Genomic DNA, 15,585 nt, shown 5'->3' with positions numbered 1-15,585 from the left:
CGAGGTCACTGGCATAAAGCGCCTGGTCGAGGACCTCGAAGCCACGTCACTTTCCAGGACTGCGAAGAACCCGACCTCAAAACCGAAAGGCTTCCCGCTTGTGGGGAAGCCTTTCGAAACGGCGGTTTAGTGAGAGACCGTCCACCCCAAACGGCGGATAGGTGAGAGACCATCCACCCCAAAGGGCGGTTTAGTGAGAGACCATCCACCCCAAAGGGCGGTTAAGTGAGAGACCATCCACCCCAAAGGGCGGATAGGTGAGAGACCATCCACCCCAAGGGGCGGTTAGGTGAGAGACCGTCCACCCCAAGGGGCGGATAGGTGAGAGATGGTCTACTTTTCCACGAGGGTCAGGACGTCGTAAGTGGCCACGATCTCGTCGTTCTGGTTGGTCAGGACGGCGTCCCAGGCAACCTCGCCGTATTCGTCGGTCTCACGTGGGGTGATCTTCTTGGCTGTCAGCGTGACACGGATCGAGTCACCGGCCGCGACGGGCGTGATGAAGCGCAGGTTCTCCAGCCCGTAGTTGGCCAGTACGGGACCCGGCGCGGGCTCCACGAACAGACCGGCGGCCCAGCTCAGCAGGAGGTACCCGTGGGCAACGATGCCAGGGAAGAACGGGTTGGCTTCGGCGGCTTCCTGGTTGGTGTGCGCGTAGAAAGTGTCACCCGTGGAGTTCGCAAAGGCCGTGATGTCGTCCAGGGATACCTGCCGCAACTCCGAGCGGACGGCGTCACCGATCCGCAGCGTGGACAGGTGTTTCCGGAACGGGTGCTCGCCTTCGGTTTCCACCGTGAAATTGCGGTCCGCGCCCGTGTGCCACTGGCCAGTGACAGCGGTGAGCATGTTGGGCGAGCCCTGGATGGCCGTGCGCTGCATGTGGTGCAGGACCGATCGGATGCCGCCCAGCTCTTCGCCGCCGCCTGCCCGGCCCGGACCGCCGTGAACCAGGTGCGGAACAGGCGAGCCGTGGCCCGTGGAGGAACGTGCGTCTTCGCGGTTGAGCATGTGGACGCGGCCGTGGTGGGCGGCAATACCAGTCACGAGCTCGCGGGCCACGGACGGATCGTTGGTGCACACGGACGCAACCAAAGAGCCCGAACCACGGGCTGCGAGGCGGATCGCGTCAGCAAGGTCGCTGTAGCCAAGAACGGAAGAAACGGGGCCAAAAGCCTCCAGGGAGTGCACTTCTTCAGCCTCGGCATCTGCCCAGCTGAGCAGGACTGGCGACATGAACGCGCCGTCTTCCACGACGCCGACGGTGCCGCCAACAGAGGTGACCGACGGCGAATCGAGGGATCCGTACGCAAGTTCACCTCCGGCGTCGAGCATTGACTGAACAGCGGCGCGGACGTCGGCGAGCTGTTCCAGCGACGCGAGGGCGCCCATGGTGACGCCCTCGGCGCGGGGATCACCAAGAACAACGCGCTCGTTGATCCGGGCACCCACGGCGGCAGCGACCTCCGCTGTCAGCGCGGCAGGGACGATTACGCGACGGATGGCAGTGCACTTCTGGCCGGCCTTCACGGTCATCTCGGTGACGACGGCCTTGACGAAAGCGTCGAACTCGGGGGTGCCGGGAACGGCATCGGGGCCGAGGATGGCGGCGTTGAGGGAGTCGGTTTCGGAGGTGAACCGGACGCCCCCCTGGACCACGTTCCGGTGCGACTTCAGCGAGTTGGCGGTGGACGCCGAGCCCGTGAAGGAGACGAGGTCGCGGTAGTCGAGTTCGTCCAAAATGGTCCGGGCGGAGCCGGAGATCAGTTGCAGCGAGCCCGCGGGCAGGATCCCGGACTCAACGATTGCCTTGACGGCGTCAGCAGCAACGTAGCCGGTGGGCGTCGCAGGCTTCACGATCGTGGGGACGCCGGCCAGGAACGCCGGAGCGAACTTTTCCAGCATGCCCCAGACCGGGAAGTTGAAGGCGTTGATCTGTACGGCGACGCCGGGAATACGGGTGTAAATGTGCTCACCGGCGAACGAACCGTCCTTGGACAGGATCTCCATGGGACCGTCCACTACAACCTGCGAGTTGGGCAGTTCGCGGCGGCCCTTCGATCCGAAGGTGAAGAGCACGCCGATGCCGCCGTCGATGTCGATCATGTTGTCGATCTTGGTGGCGCCGCTCTGCGACGAAGATGCGTACAGTTCCTCGCGCCGACCGTTGAGGTACATGGCAAGCTCTTTGAGCTTGAGCGCGCGCTGGTGGAAGGTCAGCTTGCCGAGCTCAGCCTGGCCGGTGGTGCGCCCGTATTCGACGACGGCGCCCAGGTCCAGCCCGTCGGTGCTCACGTTGGCCAGGACTTCTCCGGTGCTGGCATCGCGAACCGGGACTTTCTTCGCGTCAGGTGCCGGGGTCCACCAGGCATCCTGGACATAACTGGGGACGGTGGCAACGGCTGTGGTTTCCGGGGCGACTGCGGTAGTGGTCATCGTCGACGGGTCCTTCCAAGGCACATGAAATCGGCACGGTCATGCTTTGTCGGAGACCAACATTACTGACCGGCCGTTCGGTAATATATACAGGGTACATGAATCCCCCGGCGAGTACAGCAGATATTTCCCGGGGAGGCTTAGCCCTTCCCACCCAGCTTCCTGGCCAACAGCAGTGGCTTCTTCAGGAACTCCCCCACGCTGGTGCGCGTAATCAGCGTCTGGTTCAGGGCGTCCAAGCGTTCCAGAACGTGGTCGAGCTTGGCCAAGGATTCATCGAGGCGGCGCTGCTGGGCACGAATCAGCTCCTCCTGCTCCGCAAGGACGCGGGACATGTACAGCATGGTGCCCAGCCCATTTTGGGCCACGCCTTCGCGGAGGTGTTCGTCGCGGACCAACGCATCGTAGTGGGCGTGCTCTGCGGCCTTGGCAAAGATGCTGTTGCCGTCGTGCCCTTCTGATTCGGGACGCTGCGACCAGAAGGCAAGGGGCTCCCCGTCAAGGAAACCTACGCGCGAGTGGCTAAGGACGCGGAGATGGAACTCCCAGTCGCCCACCACTGGCAGGTCCTCGTTGTAGTAGCCCACGGCATCATGCAGGCTGCGGCGGTACAGGAAGGAAATGGGCACGGCACGGTTGATCCTGAGCATGTCCGCAAGGGTGATCTGGTGCATGTCAGCCCAAAAGATCTCGCGGCGGATGGGCTCGATCCTGTCCTCCACCAACTCCTCGATGACGATCTCCGTCCGCACCATCACCCCGGATTGGGCAGCGTTGGCGGGTTCGTCCAGGTACGCCACGGTGCGTTCCAAAAACGTCGGCGCCCAGAAATCGTCGTCATCGTGGATCACCACGAACTCTCCACTGCCGGCCTTGATCCCGGCGTTGGACGCAGCTTCCATACCCACGGATTCGGAATGGTGGAGCGTGGTGATCCGGGCCCGCTCCGCGTCCGACCGCTGGGACGTGAGGCGTTCGACGTCGGCCGGGTCGCCGCCGTCGTTAACGACCACCAGTTCGAAGTCCTGGAAGGTCTGGGCGAAGATGTCATCCAGTGCACGGGCCAGGAAAATCGGGCGGTTCTTGGTTCGGGTCACGATGGTGATGCGGGCACCGGCAGTCATGGTTGGTCCGTTCCATTCGGGAAGAGTGATCAATCCTGCATGTTAGCAGCGCTGCCGGCCCGCTCCGCCAGCTTGGTCCGGAGAGCGCTGATCTCCCGCGCTGAGACGCCGTTGGCCGCCAGGAATCCGGCAACGTCAACCGATGACAGGAAGCCCCGCAGGCTTGCCAGGCGCTCGGCCAACACAGCCTCGAGTTGGTCATCCGGAAGGTACGGATCATGCGCGTGCGGCGCCCCATGCGTACGGTGGCGCTCGTTGATTCCGCGGGCAGCGAGCTCGTATCCCGCAAGGATTTCCTGGTCTTCCACCCCCGCCAGCCGTTGGAGCATCAGCGCAATCATGCCGCTGCGGTCCCTGCCGGCCGAACAATGGACCACCACCTTGCCCGGCGACGCAGCGATCGCCTTGAACACCGCCGCAATCTTCCCGCCGAACAGCTGCAGGTAGTCGCCATACTGGGCCGGGTCCCTCAAGTACGGGCCGAACAGCTCACCGAATCGGCCGTGGTCCGGATCTTCCGTTGGGCAATGTACGACGTCGATGCGCGCCTTCACCTCGTCGGGCACCTCGGGATCGGTGTCGCGTTGCCGCCGCTCGCGCGAGGCGCGGAGATCGATCACGGTGCGGACGCCGTCGTCGTACATTTGCTGCCAACCGGCCTCGGTGACCCACTCGTGGCGACCCATCCGGTACACGTCCCCAGCGATCTTCCAAGCGTTGACAGCGCCATCCCAGTGGATGCTTTGCTGCGCCGAAGAAGTCCCGTCCATAGGAGCCATGCTATGCACATTAGCGCGGAGGGACGTGGGAGCCCACCGAGGGGTTGGCTTTCAACGTTATGGGGCTTGGATAAAGCCGAAAGCTCACCCCTCAGCGAAGGTCATGCGCCGTACTTGGCCAGCCGGTACTCCAGGCCGTTCCGCACCGCGGGCCACTCGTGTTCAAGGATGGAGAACACCACAGTGTCCCTCAGCACGCCGTCCTTGGTGCGCGAGTGGTTCCGGAGCACGCCGTCCTGCTTGGCGCCGAGCCGGGCAATCGCCTCGCGGGACTGGTGGTTGAGCCAGTGCGTGCGGAATTCCACCGCCGGGCAGCCCAGGGTCTCAAACGCGTGCCGAAGCAGCAACAACTTGGAATCCGGGTTGGTTCCCGTGCCGTGCACCGATGCCGCATTCCATGTGGAACCGATCTCCACGCGAGGGGTCGCGGCGTCGATGTTCATGTAGGTGGTCATTCCGATGATCTTGCCGGTGGCGTTGGACCGCGTGGCGAAGGGCAGCATCGAGCCGGCTTCCTGGAGCGACAGGCGACGATCAATCTCCGCGGCCATCCCTTCCGGCGTGGGAACGGAGGTGTACCAGAGCTTCCACAAGTCGCCGTCGCGTGCCGCGTCCACCAATCCGTTGTGGTGTTCCTGTGCCAACGGCTCGAGGGTCACGAATTTTCCGGTCAGGGTGATGGGTTCGATTGAAGTCACCCGGATAGCCTAACCGGCCCCCGGCATTAGTCCGTCCAGTCGAAGAAGCCCTTGCCCGTTTTGCGGCCGAGCTCGCCGCGCGCCACTTTGTCCCGCAGGATCTGCGGGGGAGCAAAGCGGTCGCCCAGCGTGGAGTGCAGGTACTCGGCGATACCGAGGCGAACGTCCAGGCCCACGATGTCGGTGGTCTTCAGCGGACCCGTGGGGTGCTTGTAGCCAAGGACCATCGCGGCATCGATGTCCTCCGCGGACGCGACGCCTTCCTCCACCATGCGCATCGCTTCCAGGGCAATGGCGACGCCCAGCCTTGAGGAGGCAAAGCCAGGAGCGTCATTGACGACGACGGCGGTCTTGCCGAGTGCCTCCGTCCAGCTTTTCGCCGCTGCAGCGAGTTCGGGAGACGTTTCTTTGGCCAGCACCACCTCAATGAGGGTAGAGGCAGGCACCGGGTTGAAAAAGTGCAGTCCCACGAAGTTGGCGGGCCTGCGGAGTTCGTTGGCGAGTCCCGTGACGGACAGCGATGAGGTGTTCGAGGCCAGGAAAGCGTCCGCGGACAGGTGCTCCTCCACGGCTTTGAGCGCAGCGACCTTGAGATCGAAGTCCTCGGGGACAGCTTCCACCACCAGGCCGCAGTGGATAAATGATTCGTAGTCCGTAGAGGTGCTGAAGCGGGACATCGCCTCTTCGGCTGATTCGTTGAGCGTGCCGCGGGCAGCGGATTTTTCCACTGCGTCAGCCACCCGGGTGTGCGCACCCGCTGCTGCCTCGTGGTCACGTTCCACGACGATGACTGTGGCGCCCTTGGTGAGGAAGGCGTGCGCAATGCCGGCACCCATCCGGCCACCGCCCAGGACTCCGACAACGTGCGGGATGGCGGGTACTGATGTCATTTCTGTGTCCTGTCCTGCGCCGGGGCGTCTGAATCTTTGGCCGATTTCCTGTCCAGGAAGGCCTGCATGCGGTCGAATTTGGCTTGGGATTCGAAGAGTATGCCCTGGGCCAAGGTGTCGATCAGTGGATGGGCCTCCGCCGGCGCGTGGAACACCGACTTGGTGATGCGCACGGCCATCGGGTCCTGGCGCGCGATCCGGTCTGCCAGGGCATGCGCTGCCTCCATGAGCTCGGGTGCCTCGTAGATCCCTGTGATGAGGTTGATCCTGAGCGCCTCCTCGGCCCGCAGCACGGCTCCGGCCAGGAGGATTTCCTTGGCCTTCGGCTCACCGACAAGTTCCTTGAGACGCCAGGTGGCACCCGCGGCGGCCAGAATGCCCAGGCCCGTCTCCGGGTTTCCGATCCTGACACTCGGCGTGCCGATGCGGAAGTCAGCGGCATAGGCGAGTTCTGCTCCCCCACCGAGGCAATATCCGTCCAGGGCTGCAATGACAGGCATGGGCAGCTTGGCGATGCGAACGAAAATCGTTGAATTGATTCCCTGCAGGGCATCGTCACGGCGCCGTTCACGCAGCTGACCTATGTCGGCCCCGGAAGCGAAAACCCCATCCGTCCCCGCAATAATGAGGACCTTCGGCTCGCGTTCCAGCTCGGCGCACACGGCGTGCAGCTCATCCACCATTTGCTGGTCGATCGCATTCCGCACTTCGGGTCGGTTCAGCAGGACGATGAGCCTGTCTTCGCGTTCCTCAATGAGGAGTGCCGTGAAGTCTTCGGGATTCAGTGCCATTACACGCCTTCCAGCAGCATTGCGGTGCCTTGGCCGACGCCGATGCACATGGTCGCCAGACCGAGCTTGGGTCCAGTGGCCGAGGCCAGCTCCCGTTCCATCCGGCCCAACAGCGTGATTGCGATCCTCGAGCCGCTGGAACCGAGCGGGTGTCCAAGACTGATGGCACCGCCGTCGTTATTGACGATCTCCGGGTCCAGTCCAAGGCGACGCATGCTGGCCAGGGACTGCGTTGCGAACGCCTCGTTGAGTTCCACGGCACCGAGCTGACCGACGGAGAGTCCAGTGCGCGCCAGGACCTTCTGAGTTGCCGGAACGGGGCCAATGCCCATGATTTCCGGTTCGCACCCGGCCGAGGCACCGTCGATGATGCGTGCGCGCGGCGTCAGGCCGAACTTCTTGATGGCGGCCTCGGAGGCAACGATGATGGCCGACGCGCCGTCGTTGAGGGTGGAGGAGTTCCCGGCCGTCACCACGGATCCGCCCGGGACCACGGGACGCAACCCGGCAAGGACATCCATGGTGGTGCCCTCACGGGGACCCTCATCGGTGTCCACGACGGTCTCCGACTTGCGGGTCTTGACGGTGACGGGAACGATCTCGTCCTTGAACCGGCCACCGGCAATGGCTGCCAGCGCACGCTCATGCGAACGCACAGCGAAAGCGTCCGCGTCCTCGCGGGAGATGTTATCCACACGGCCCACTTCCTCGGCGGTCTCGGGCATGGAGTAGGTCATCTTGCCGTCCCGCGAGAGCTCGCCCTTGGTGAACAGCGGGTTGGCGAAGCGCCAGCCGATGGAGGTGTCGAAGATCTGGCCGGGCTTGGCGAACGCAGTGGCGGGCTTTTCCTGGACCCAGGGCGCACGGCTCATGGACTCGACACCACCGGCCACCACGATGTCCGCAGCACCGGATTTGATCATCTGGCTGGCCATGATGATGGCGCTCAGGCCCGAGGCGCAGAGCCTGTTGACCGTGATGCCGGGGATGTGGAGGGGAAGTCCTGCAAGGAGGGTTGCCATGCGGGCAACGTTGCGGTTTTCCTCGCCTGCGCCGTTGGCGTTACCGAGGATCACCTCGTCAATGGAGTCAGGATCGACGCCGGCACGCGCCACCGCTTCCCGGACCACCAGGGCTGCGAGGTCGTCGGGGCGGACAGAGGACAGCGCCCCGCCGTAGCGACCTACAGGCGTTCGTGCGCCGCCAACAAGAAAAGCCTCGACCATGAGAACATCCTTCGCGAAAGTGAAAGGGCCGGCAGGAATAATATACCGACCGTTCGTTCTATAAAGATTACACGGCCCAGCGGGACGGTCAACAGATGAAGCTCACCGTCCAACCGCCCCTCCCGCCGGATCAGACCACCCGGATCCCCATGTGCCCGGCCAACAGTGGCGCCATCAGGCTCAGTTGGTAGTCGTCAATGACAGCACCGGCAAGGCCCGCGAGGCCATTTATTCCGCGGAACTCGGAAGTCCGCAAGTCCACGTCCTTGAGCTTGGCTCCCGAGACATCGAGGGTGCCGATGGTGCAGTTCTTCAAGGACAACCTCGTACCTGTGCAGCCACCGAGGTCGAGTTCATTGATGATGCAATCCGAAATCTGGAGATCCATCAGCTTGGAGCCCCGCAGGTTCACATAGTCCAGCTTGCCGCCCTCGATTCGGACAGAACGCCACGTGCCCTCATAGAGTTCGGCCGAACCCCAGCGTGGATTGGTGATCTCGACGTCCTGCCAGGAAGTACGCGCAGCCATGAAAACAGGGGCATACGGTTCGGCAAGGATGCACTCGCGGAAGGTTGCCCCGCGCAGCTGCGCCTCGTTGAAAGAGACTCCATTGAACTCGCACTCGATGAAGTCCGCGCCGCTGAGTTCCTCGCCGTCAGCCGAGACCCGGGTCAGCCGGACGCCGTCGTACCTTTCGCCACGCTGGAAGTCCGGGGCGTCGTCGTCGCGCAGTTCCTCCAACCGCACCGGGGAGATTTTGGGAGCCGCTACCTTCACCGCCGCCATCAGAGGGACGCCGCCTTTCCGGTTTCCTTCGGCAGGACTGGCATGCCAAGGCAGTTTTTGCCCCGCGCGGCGTTGATATGCTGCGTCAAAGTGGTGGGTAGTTCCATGGCGGTGGGTTGTTCCATGCTTCGAGCCTATCGCCGGGCACTGACAAAGACTGCCCTCCGGCAAAACCATGTGGAAAGGCCCAAGCAATGGTCACCATCGATTTGAGCGGGAAGAGCCAGGCAGCGGGAGGATCTGCCGCACTCAAGGGGTATCTGGCCGAGCCCCAGGGCGAGGGGCCGTTCCCGGGAGTGGTCATGATCCACGAAGCCTTTGGACTGGACGAGGTGATGCGTCGGCAGGCAGACCGGCTGGCCGCCGCGGGCTACCTGACCCTGGCCGTTGACCTCTACAGCGACGGCGGCATGCGGCGCTGCCTGGTAGCGACCATGCGCTCGATGCTATCCGGTGAGGGCCGGGCTTTCTCTGACATCTCCACCGCGCGGGCCTGGTTGCGGGCGGATCCACGGACCACCGGAAAAGTGGGGGTCATCGGCTTCTGCATGGGCGGCGCTTTCGCTTTGCTGACCGCGAATGACGACTTTGACGCCGCCTCCGTGAACTATGGCCAACTGCCCAAGGACCTGCACCAGGCCTTGGAAGGCGCTTGTCCCATGGTCGCGAACTATGGCGGCAAAGACCGGACCCTGCCGGGAGCTGCGGCGAAACTGGAAACAGCGCTGACCGAGCTGGGGATCGAGCACGACGTCAAGGAATTTCCGACGGCGGGTCACGCCTTCATGAACGACGAACCGGTAGGGCCCCGGGCCATGCGGCCCCTCATGCGCGTGATGGGCATCCGGCCGGACCCCGCTTCCGCCCCGGAGGCCTGGCGGCGCATCGAGGAGCACTTCGCGAAGCATTTGAAGACCTGACAAGGCCCCAAGCACCTAACGCAAACGGCGGCCGCCCCCCACAAAGGAGGCGACCGCCGTCGAGCATTAACGCATGTGGTTCGCGAAGGAGCCTAGCTGAAAAGCTCGCTCTTGGGCTGGTTGTTCTTGACCTTCTGCCAGCCGAGCCACAGCACCAAAGCGAAGAACGGAATGGTGGCCAGGGTCCAGAGGCCCAACAGGAAGACCTCGCCTGTTGCCTTGTCGGTCATGGTGTCGAAGCCGATCAGCACAGTGATCGCCAACAGCGCCACCAAGCCAATCCAGCTGGTCCACGGCGAACCGGGCATCGGCAGGCTGGAGACATTGCCGCGCTTCTTCCGCAGGGCAATCTGGCTCGCGAAGATCGAACCCCAGGTGAAGATGACACCAATGGAGGCGGTGTTCAGCGCGAGGTCGAACGCGTGCGAGCCGCCCAGCCAGATGTTGAGCAGGATGCCCACCAGGTAAACGCCACCGATTGCCAGGATGGCCGCGTACGGAACGTGGCGGGAGGACATCTTGGTGAGCCACTGCGGGGCGTGCCCGTTGTTGGCCATGGTGCGGAAAATTCGGCCGATCGAGTAGAGGCCCGAATTGCAGGAGGACAGCGCCGCGGTGATGACGATCATGTTCATCACATCGCCCATCCAACCCAGGCCCATCTGGCCGAACACGGTAACGAACGGCGAAGTACCGGCCACGTACTGATCCGAGGGCAACAGCATCGCCAGAAGCGTCACCGATCCGACGTAGAAGACCACAATACGGATCACGACGGCGCGGATCGCCTTGGGAACTTCACGCTCCGGGTTTTCCATCTCACCTGCGGTGATGCCGACCAGTTCGATGGCGTTGTACGCGAAGATCACGGCGTTCAGGACCAGGATCATCACCAGGCCGCCCTTGGGGAACATGCCGCCGTCTTCATGGAAGAGGTTGGCCACCGAAGCGTGGCCTTGGCCTACCTTGGCGTTGGTGACAACCATGAACGTGCCAACGGCCAGGAAGATCACGATTGCCGCGACCTTGAGGCAGGAAGCCCAGAATTCGAACTCGCCGAACGCCTTGACGCTGAACAGGTTCACGGCCACCAGCAGCACCAGCGCTGCGATGGCGGACAGTTCGATCGGCACGTTCGGGAAGAAGAACTGGAAGTAGAGGCCGATCGCGATGAGCTCGGCGATGCCTGTCATGGCCCAGTTGATGAAGTACATCCACCCGGAAAGGTAGGCGCCCTTCTTGCCGAACATTTCGCCGGCGTAGCTCACGAAGGAGCCGGAGGTCTGGCGGTACATGATGAGTTCGCCGAGGGCGCGCATCAGCAGGTAAGCGATGACGCCGGCAATGGCGTAGGAGAAGATCAGGGCCGGGCCAGTGGAAGCCAGGCGGCCACCGGCACCCATGAACAGGCCGACGCCGATTGCGCCACCCATGGCGATCATGGTGACGTGTCGGCGGCTCAGGGTCTTCTTGTATCCCTCGGCGCTGAGGGTGGAACCTGCGGCCGGGGATGAGGCCGGGGAGTTCTTGAGATCTGTGGGAGTACTTTGCGGCACAGCTGTTCCTTGTGGGTTGGGGTGTTGCTGTTGTGGTTTCGCCCAGTGCCGGAACACGGGCGGCTTTGGCACACATAATTCGAGCTTTCCTGCTTTGAGGATCCCGAAGTGTGACAAAGAACGCAGAATGCCGAAGCTTCGCGCAACCCGTCTATCTTACGGCATGTGACGCAGAGCCCGTGACGCAGGCAACAGAGCGCCCCGGCTTGGAGGCAACGCGGGGTCAGATATGGCCCATGTTTGGCCTCCGGATGGGCCATATGTGACCCCGCGTTGCCGGATTCGCGACGGCCTACAGGAGGCGGCCGTTCTCCATTGCATAGCGCACCCATTGCGCGGGTGCCGAAGGGGTCGCTGGTGACGGACGGGTCGCGGCGCAGCGGTCGAACCACTCCCCCAACGCGCGGTCGTGGCTGACGATCACCACGGTTCCGGCGAAGGCTGCGAGCGCCTCCTCCAACTGCTCCACCAAAGCAGGGGCCAGATGGTTAGTTGGCTCGTCCACAATCATGGTCTCGAAGCCACCCAACAGCAGCCGCGCGAGCGCGAGCCTGCGTTGTTGCCCCGCAGACAGGCTGCCAACGGGAACATGGAACTCCGCCGGCCTGAACAAACCCAGCCGCAAAAGCCCTTCGGCATGTTCGTCGATGTTTCCGCCCAGTCCAGCAGCGAAAGCCGGCAGCAGGCGCAGTCCGGGCCTGCTGGGCACGTGGAGTTCCTGCTGCAAATAACCCACCGGACCGTGGGTGGACACTGCGCCCGTGGCGGACTCCAGGCTTCCTGCCAACACTGAGAGCAGCGTTGACTTCCCCGCACCGTTCGGCCCGGTAATCAACACCTTCTGGCCCGCCGCCACCGCGAAATCAGTGGGTTCAAGCCGCCCCGGAACACTGACGTCGCGGGCTTCCACGGCAAAGTCGGACGAAGCAAGTGCCACGGCCTTCACGGGAGCGGCCAGTGTCAGCGGCACAGGCGGGCGGTCCACCGGATTCTCTTCGAGCCTGCGGAGCCGCTCCTGGGCGTTGCGGACCTTGCTTGCGGCAGCGCTTTGCCAGGTGCCCGTCTTGAACCCGAAAGCCATCTTGTCGTTATCGCGCTTCCGTCCGTAGCCCATGCCATCAGCCACGGTCGCGGCCTGCAGCCGTTCGGCCGCCATCGCATCGAGCCATTGCCCATACTGCTGGACCCACCGCGCACGTTCAGCGGCCTTCTCGCGGAGGTAGCCGTCGTACCCGCTGCCGTACCGGTTTACGGACCGTCGTTCGGCATCCACCTCGACGATGCCGGCGGCCACCTTCCGCAGCAGGACGCGGTCATGCGATACCACCACCACAGTCCCGCGATGCGCAGCCAACCGAGATTCCAGCCAGGCGGTGCCGGCCGCATCCAGATGGTTGGTGGGTTCGTCCAGCAAAAGCGCTTCGGCCGGATCGGCCAACAGGCAGGCGAGCGCTACCCGCTCCTGCTCGCCGCCGGATAAGGATCCAAGCGTTCGACGCCGGTCCAAGCCTCCCAGCCCCAACTTGTCCAGCGCTGCTTCCACCCGGGATTCGGCGGCGTAGCCCTCGCGGAGCTGGTACTCGGTGTGCAGGCTTCCGTAGAGCTCCAGCTCTTCCGGGTCGGCATCGGCGAGGTCGCCTTCGAGCTCCGCTATCCGCTCCTCGAGTGACCGGAGCGAAGCCAACGAAGAGTCGATCGCATCCCCTACAGTGACCGCTTCGTCGAACCCATGGGTTTGCGCGAGGTAACCCACACGGTAGGTGGGACTGCCTGCCAGGCCTGCCTCGCCGTCGTCGGGCATTTCCACTCCGGACAGCAGCCGCAGGAGCGTGGACTTGCCAGCGCCGTTCTCGCCAACAATGGCGACGTGTTCACCGTGGTGGATGACAAGGTCCACGGCGTTCAAAAGTTGGCGGTCCCCATAGCCGTGGGAAACGCCGGAAAGGTAAAGGTGATCAGTCAAGAGGAATCCTCACAAGTCCGCAGTGGATGGCCGAGAGCCATGGGGGTACTGGGGATGCAGCCGAAGGTGGGCCGCGCTCAAGACTTCATGGCCCCAGCCTGACAAGCGAACCCGGCGGGCGTCAAGTTTGGCTCCGGTGGCGAGTGCCTGGAGATAAGGAAAATGGATGGCCTAAATAATACTTTTCGGTATGCCTAAATTTCGCTATCCTCGTAATGAGTACCCCCAACGACGAGGAACCCCGATGGCTGCACCAACCTTGGAAACACGTGCCACACCCGGCAAAGTATGGTCCCGGCTTTTGCTGTTGGGACCGGCCTTCGTTGCCGCGATCGCTTACGTGGACCCGGGAAACGTCGCAGCCAACCTCACCGCTGGAGCCAACTACGGCTACCTGCTGGTCTGGGTCCTGGTGGTTGCGAACGCCATGGCCGTCCTGGTGCAGTACCAGTCAGCCAAACTCGGCCTCGCCACGGGCATGAGCCTTCCGGAGATCTTGGGCAAGCGACTGGGAAACAAGCGGCGGCGCCTGTACTGGTTGCAGGCCGAGGTTGTCGCCGGAGCCACCGACATGGCCGAGGTAATCGGTGGAGCCGTAGCCCTGAACCTCCTTTTCGGGGTCCCGTTGCTTGCAGGCGGCGTGATCGTCGGCGTCGCTTCAATGCTGCTCCTGGCGTTGCAATCGCGCCGGGGCCAACGCTCCTTCGAATACGCGATCCTTGTTCTGCTGGGCATCATCGCCGTGGGCTTCGTCTCCGGCCTTTTCGTCAATCCCCCGGACGCCGCGAGCGCCCTGGGTGGATTGGTTCCGCGTTTCGAAGGCACTGACACCATCCTGCTGGCGGCAAGCATGCTCGGGGCAACAGTGATGCCCCATGCGATCTACCTGCATTCCGCCCTTGCCCGCGACCGCCATGGATTCTCGCCGGACCCGGGCATCCGGACAAAGCTGATCCGCGCAACCCGTACGGACGTTGTCGGCGCCCTCCTGCTGGCCGGAGTGGTCAACATCTCGATGCTGCTGCTCGCCGCTTCAAGCCTGCGCGGCATCGAAGGAACGGACACTATCGCCGGCGCCCACGCAGCGGTGACCTCGGCCTTGGGCCCGGCCATCGGGGTGGTCTTTGCCATCGGCCTGTTGGCATCCGGGCTGGCATCCACTTCCGTGGGTTGTTACGCCGGCGCCACCATCATGGGCGGTCTCCTCAAGGTACGCATTCCGCTGCTCACCCGCCGGGTGATCACCCTCATCCCGGCCCTGATCGTTCTGGGCGCGGGCATCGAGCCGACCCTGGCCCTGGTCCTCAGCCAGGTATTGCTCAGCTTCGGCATCCCGTTCGCGCTGATTCCGCTGATCCGCCTGACCGGCAAGCGTGAGGTGATGGGCATCCACGCGGACTCACTGGCCCTGAAAATTGCAGGCTGGGCCAGTGCCACCTTGATTGTCGGGTTGAACTGCGTCCTTATCGTCCTGACCGTGAGTGGCCAGTCCTGAGACTGCCCGCCCAGGCCGGGCCTGCCCAGGCCGATGGGACTCGGGCTGATCGGCCCGGCAAAGCTAGGCTGGACACATGGGCACTCTTCACACCAAGGCATCTTTGTACAGATTCAATGCCCTGGACGCCCTCGCGGTCGCCGTCTACCTCGGATTCACCGTGTACTTCACGCTCGCCGGGGACACCGTCCAGCGGCTGATGCTTCAACTGTTCCCCGACCCGGCCACCGCCTCCTATGCCGTCAACGCAATCTTCTATGCCGGCGTCGGAATATTTGCCGTGGCATCAGCCTGGCGGGTGGCGGGGCGGGACCTTAGGATCCTGGGAACCCGGCCGTGGTTCACCCTGGGCATGGTTCCGCTGGCGATCGTGGTGATGCTGATCCTCACCGCAGTCCTCGTGGCGGCATTCGGCACGGCCCAGAGCTCCGAAAACCAACTGGGCATCCAGGGACTGCTGCAACACGTTCCCGCTTGGCTCATGGTTCCATTGCTGGTGGTTCTGGGGCCGTTTGTTGAGGAGTACCTGTTCCGCCATCTCCTGATCGGCAAGCTGTCACAGTATGTGAACATCTGGATCTGCTGCGTGATTTCCGTGGCGGTCTTCGCCTCCATCCATGTGGTGGGCCGCGAAGGCCTGGTGCTGTCGGCGCTGGCACCCTACTTGGGAATGGCCGCGGTGCTGGTGGCTGTCTACGTCTGGACCGGCAAGAACCTGATGTTCTCCTACTTTGTGCACGCAGCGAAGAACCTCATGGCCGTTGTCCTGATCTACGCCATTCCCCCTGAACTCCTCCCCAACTAGGTGTACTGCCCAGGGAGATTGGTTGAGGCCGTGTGAGGACACGGCGTGAGATTTCCGGGATGACGAAGGCCTCCCGGTGTGGAGTGGAGCTGTCTAAGAAACCGCTGCACACCCAGGA

The 15,585-nt window shown here is 63.6% G+C and carries 14 protein-coding genes; 3 read left to right on the top strand and 11 right to left on the bottom strand.

Annotated features, from left to right (window positions below; translation table 11 throughout):
• Positions 1 to 333 precede the first annotated feature (333 nt).
• From paaZ to PJL15_RS14105, 9 genes are all read right to left on the bottom strand, one after another.
• A complete protein-coding gene (paaZ, locus tag PJL15_RS14145) occupies positions 334 to 2,433 on the bottom strand; it encodes a phenylacetic acid degradation bifunctional protein PaaZ (RefSeq protein WP_281451782.1) in 2,100 nt (699 codons plus the stop codon).
• 140 nt (positions 2,434 to 2,573) lie between these two features.
• Complete coding sequence (locus PJL15_RS14140) at positions 2,574 to 3,590, bottom strand: glycosyltransferase family 2 protein (protein WP_281451781.1); 1,017 nt, start codon at positions 3,588 to 3,590, stop codon at positions 2,574 to 2,576.
• The gene (locus tag PJL15_RS14135; RefSeq protein ID WP_281451780.1) at positions 3,587 to 4,327 is read right to left on the bottom strand and encodes a tyrosine-protein phosphatase; all 741 of its coding nucleotides are present in this window, start codon (positions 4,325 to 4,327) and stop codon (positions 3,587 to 3,589) included. The genes PJL15_RS14140 and PJL15_RS14135 overlap by 4 nt, the downstream gene beginning before the upstream one ends.
• Before the next feature lie 110 nt (positions 4,328 to 4,437).
• Positions 4,438 to 5,034 (bottom strand): GNAT family N-acetyltransferase, encoded by a 597-nt coding sequence (locus tag PJL15_RS14130; protein ID WP_281451779.1) that lies wholly within the window; start codon positions 5,032 to 5,034, stop codon positions 4,438 to 4,440.
• Positions 5,035 to 5,060: 26 nt separating this feature from the next.
• The gene (locus PJL15_RS14125; RefSeq protein WP_281451778.1) at positions 5,061 to 5,924 is read right to left on the bottom strand and encodes a 3-hydroxyacyl-CoA dehydrogenase family protein; all 864 of its coding nucleotides are present in this window, start codon (positions 5,922 to 5,924) and stop codon (positions 5,061 to 5,063) included.
• Positions 5,921 to 6,715: an enoyl-CoA hydratase/isomerase family protein gene (locus PJL15_RS14120; RefSeq protein WP_281451777.1), complete on the bottom strand. Its 795-nt coding sequence runs from the start codon at positions 6,713 to 6,715 to the stop codon at positions 5,921 to 5,923. The genes PJL15_RS14125 and PJL15_RS14120 overlap by 4 nt, the downstream gene beginning before the upstream one ends.
• Positions 6,715 to 7,941 (bottom strand): thiolase family protein, encoded by a 1,227-nt coding sequence (locus PJL15_RS14115; protein WP_281451776.1) that lies wholly within the window; start codon positions 7,939 to 7,941, stop codon positions 6,715 to 6,717. The genes PJL15_RS14120 and PJL15_RS14115 overlap by 1 nt, the downstream gene beginning before the upstream one ends.
• Before the next feature lie 130 nt (positions 7,942 to 8,071).
• The gene (locus PJL15_RS14110) at positions 8,072 to 8,728 is read right to left on the bottom strand and encodes a pentapeptide repeat-containing protein (protein ID WP_281451775.1); all 657 of its coding nucleotides are present in this window, start codon (positions 8,726 to 8,728) and stop codon (positions 8,072 to 8,074) included.
• Positions 8,728 to 8,853: a hypothetical protein gene (locus PJL15_RS14105; RefSeq protein ID WP_281451774.1), complete on the bottom strand. Its 126-nt coding sequence runs from the start codon at positions 8,851 to 8,853 to the stop codon at positions 8,728 to 8,730. Before PJL15_RS14105 ends, PJL15_RS14110 begins: the two co-directional genes overlap by 1 nt.
• A gap of 69 nt (positions 8,854 to 8,922) precedes the next feature.
• On the opposite strand from PJL15_RS14105, the gene PJL15_RS14100 reads away from it, so the two are divergent.
• Positions 8,923 to 9,648 carry a dienelactone hydrolase family protein gene (locus PJL15_RS14100; RefSeq protein WP_281451773.1) on the top strand — a complete coding sequence of 242 codons (726 nt, stop codon included), beginning with the start codon at positions 8,923 to 8,925 and terminating at the stop codon, positions 9,646 to 9,648.
• A 92-nt stretch (positions 9,649 to 9,740) separates the two neighbouring features.
• Here the strand turns inward: PJL15_RS14100 and PJL15_RS14095 are convergent, their stop codons facing one another.
• Both PJL15_RS14095 and PJL15_RS14090 read right to left on the bottom strand, forming a co-directional pair.
• Entirely contained in the window at positions 9,741 to 11,204 is a 1,464-nt protein-coding gene (locus tag PJL15_RS14095; RefSeq protein ID WP_281451772.1) for an amino acid permease, read from the bottom strand.
• Between the two features lie 292 nt (positions 11,205 to 11,496).
• On the bottom strand, positions 11,497 to 13,167 hold the full coding sequence (locus PJL15_RS14090) for an ABC-F family ATP-binding cassette domain-containing protein (protein WP_281451771.1): 1,671 nt from the start codon (positions 13,165 to 13,167) through the stop codon (positions 11,497 to 11,499).
• A 244-nt stretch (positions 13,168 to 13,411) separates the two neighbouring features.
• Here PJL15_RS14090 and PJL15_RS14085 point away from each other — a divergent pair, with 244 nt between their 5' ends.
• Positions 13,412 to 14,662, top strand: coding sequence for an Nramp family divalent metal transporter (locus PJL15_RS14085; RefSeq protein ID WP_281451770.1), 1,251 nt, complete (start codon positions 13,412 to 13,414; stop codon positions 14,660 to 14,662).
• A 76-nt stretch (positions 14,663 to 14,738) separates the two neighbouring features.
• Positions 14,739 to 15,467, top strand: a complete 729-nt coding sequence (locus PJL15_RS14080; RefSeq protein ID WP_281451769.1) for a CPBP family intramembrane glutamic endopeptidase — start codon at positions 14,739 to 14,741, stop codon at positions 15,465 to 15,467.
• Positions 15,468 to 15,585: the final 118 nt, after the last annotated feature.

It is taken from the genome of Paenarthrobacter nitroguajacolicus (genome assembly GCF_029952445.1).
GTDB lineage: Bacteria > Actinomycetota > Actinomycetes > Actinomycetales > Micrococcaceae > Arthrobacter > Arthrobacter nitroguajacolicus_B.
The sequence above is the reverse complement of the archived record's forward strand: the minus strand, read 5'-3'. Positions and strand labels throughout refer to the sequence as shown.

What these genes read in the sequence shown, in the direction of transcription:
- paaZ (WP_281451782.1), bottom strand. Translation starts at nt 2,433, where the DNA reads ATGACCACTACCGCAGTCGCCCCGGAAACCACAGCCGTTGCCACCGTC.
- PJL15_RS14135 (WP_281451780.1), bottom strand. Translation starts at nt 4,327, where the DNA reads ATGGACGGGACTTCTTCGGCGCAGCAAAGCATCCACTGGGATGGCGCT.
- PJL15_RS14125 (WP_281451778.1), bottom strand. Translation starts at nt 5,924, where the DNA reads ATGACATCAGTACCCGCCATCCCGCACGTTGTCGGAGTCCTGGGCGGT.
- PJL15_RS14120 (WP_281451777.1), bottom strand. Translation starts at nt 6,715, where the DNA reads ATGGCACTGAATCCCGAAGACTTCACGGCACTCCTCATTGAGGAACGC.
- PJL15_RS14115 (WP_281451776.1), bottom strand. Translation starts at nt 7,941, where the DNA reads ATGGTCGAGGCTTTTCTTGTTGGCGGCGCACGAACGCCTGTAGGTCGC.
- PJL15_RS14110 (WP_281451775.1), bottom strand. Translation starts at nt 8,728, where the DNA reads ATGGCGGCGGTGAAGGTAGCGGCTCCCAAAATCTCCCCGGTGCGGTTG.
- PJL15_RS14105 (WP_281451774.1), bottom strand. Translation starts at nt 8,853, where the DNA reads ATGGAACAACCCACCGCCATGGAACTACCCACCACTTTGACGCAGCAT.
- PJL15_RS14100 (WP_281451773.1), top strand. Translation starts at nt 8,923, where the DNA reads ATGGTCACCATCGATTTGAGCGGGAAGAGCCAGGCAGCGGGAGGATCT.
- PJL15_RS14085 (WP_281451770.1), top strand. Translation starts at nt 13,412, where the DNA reads ATGGCTGCACCAACCTTGGAAACACGTGCCACACCCGGCAAAGTATGG.
- PJL15_RS14080 (WP_281451769.1), top strand. Translation starts at nt 14,739, where the DNA reads ATGGGCACTCTTCACACCAAGGCATCTTTGTACAGATTCAATGCCCTG.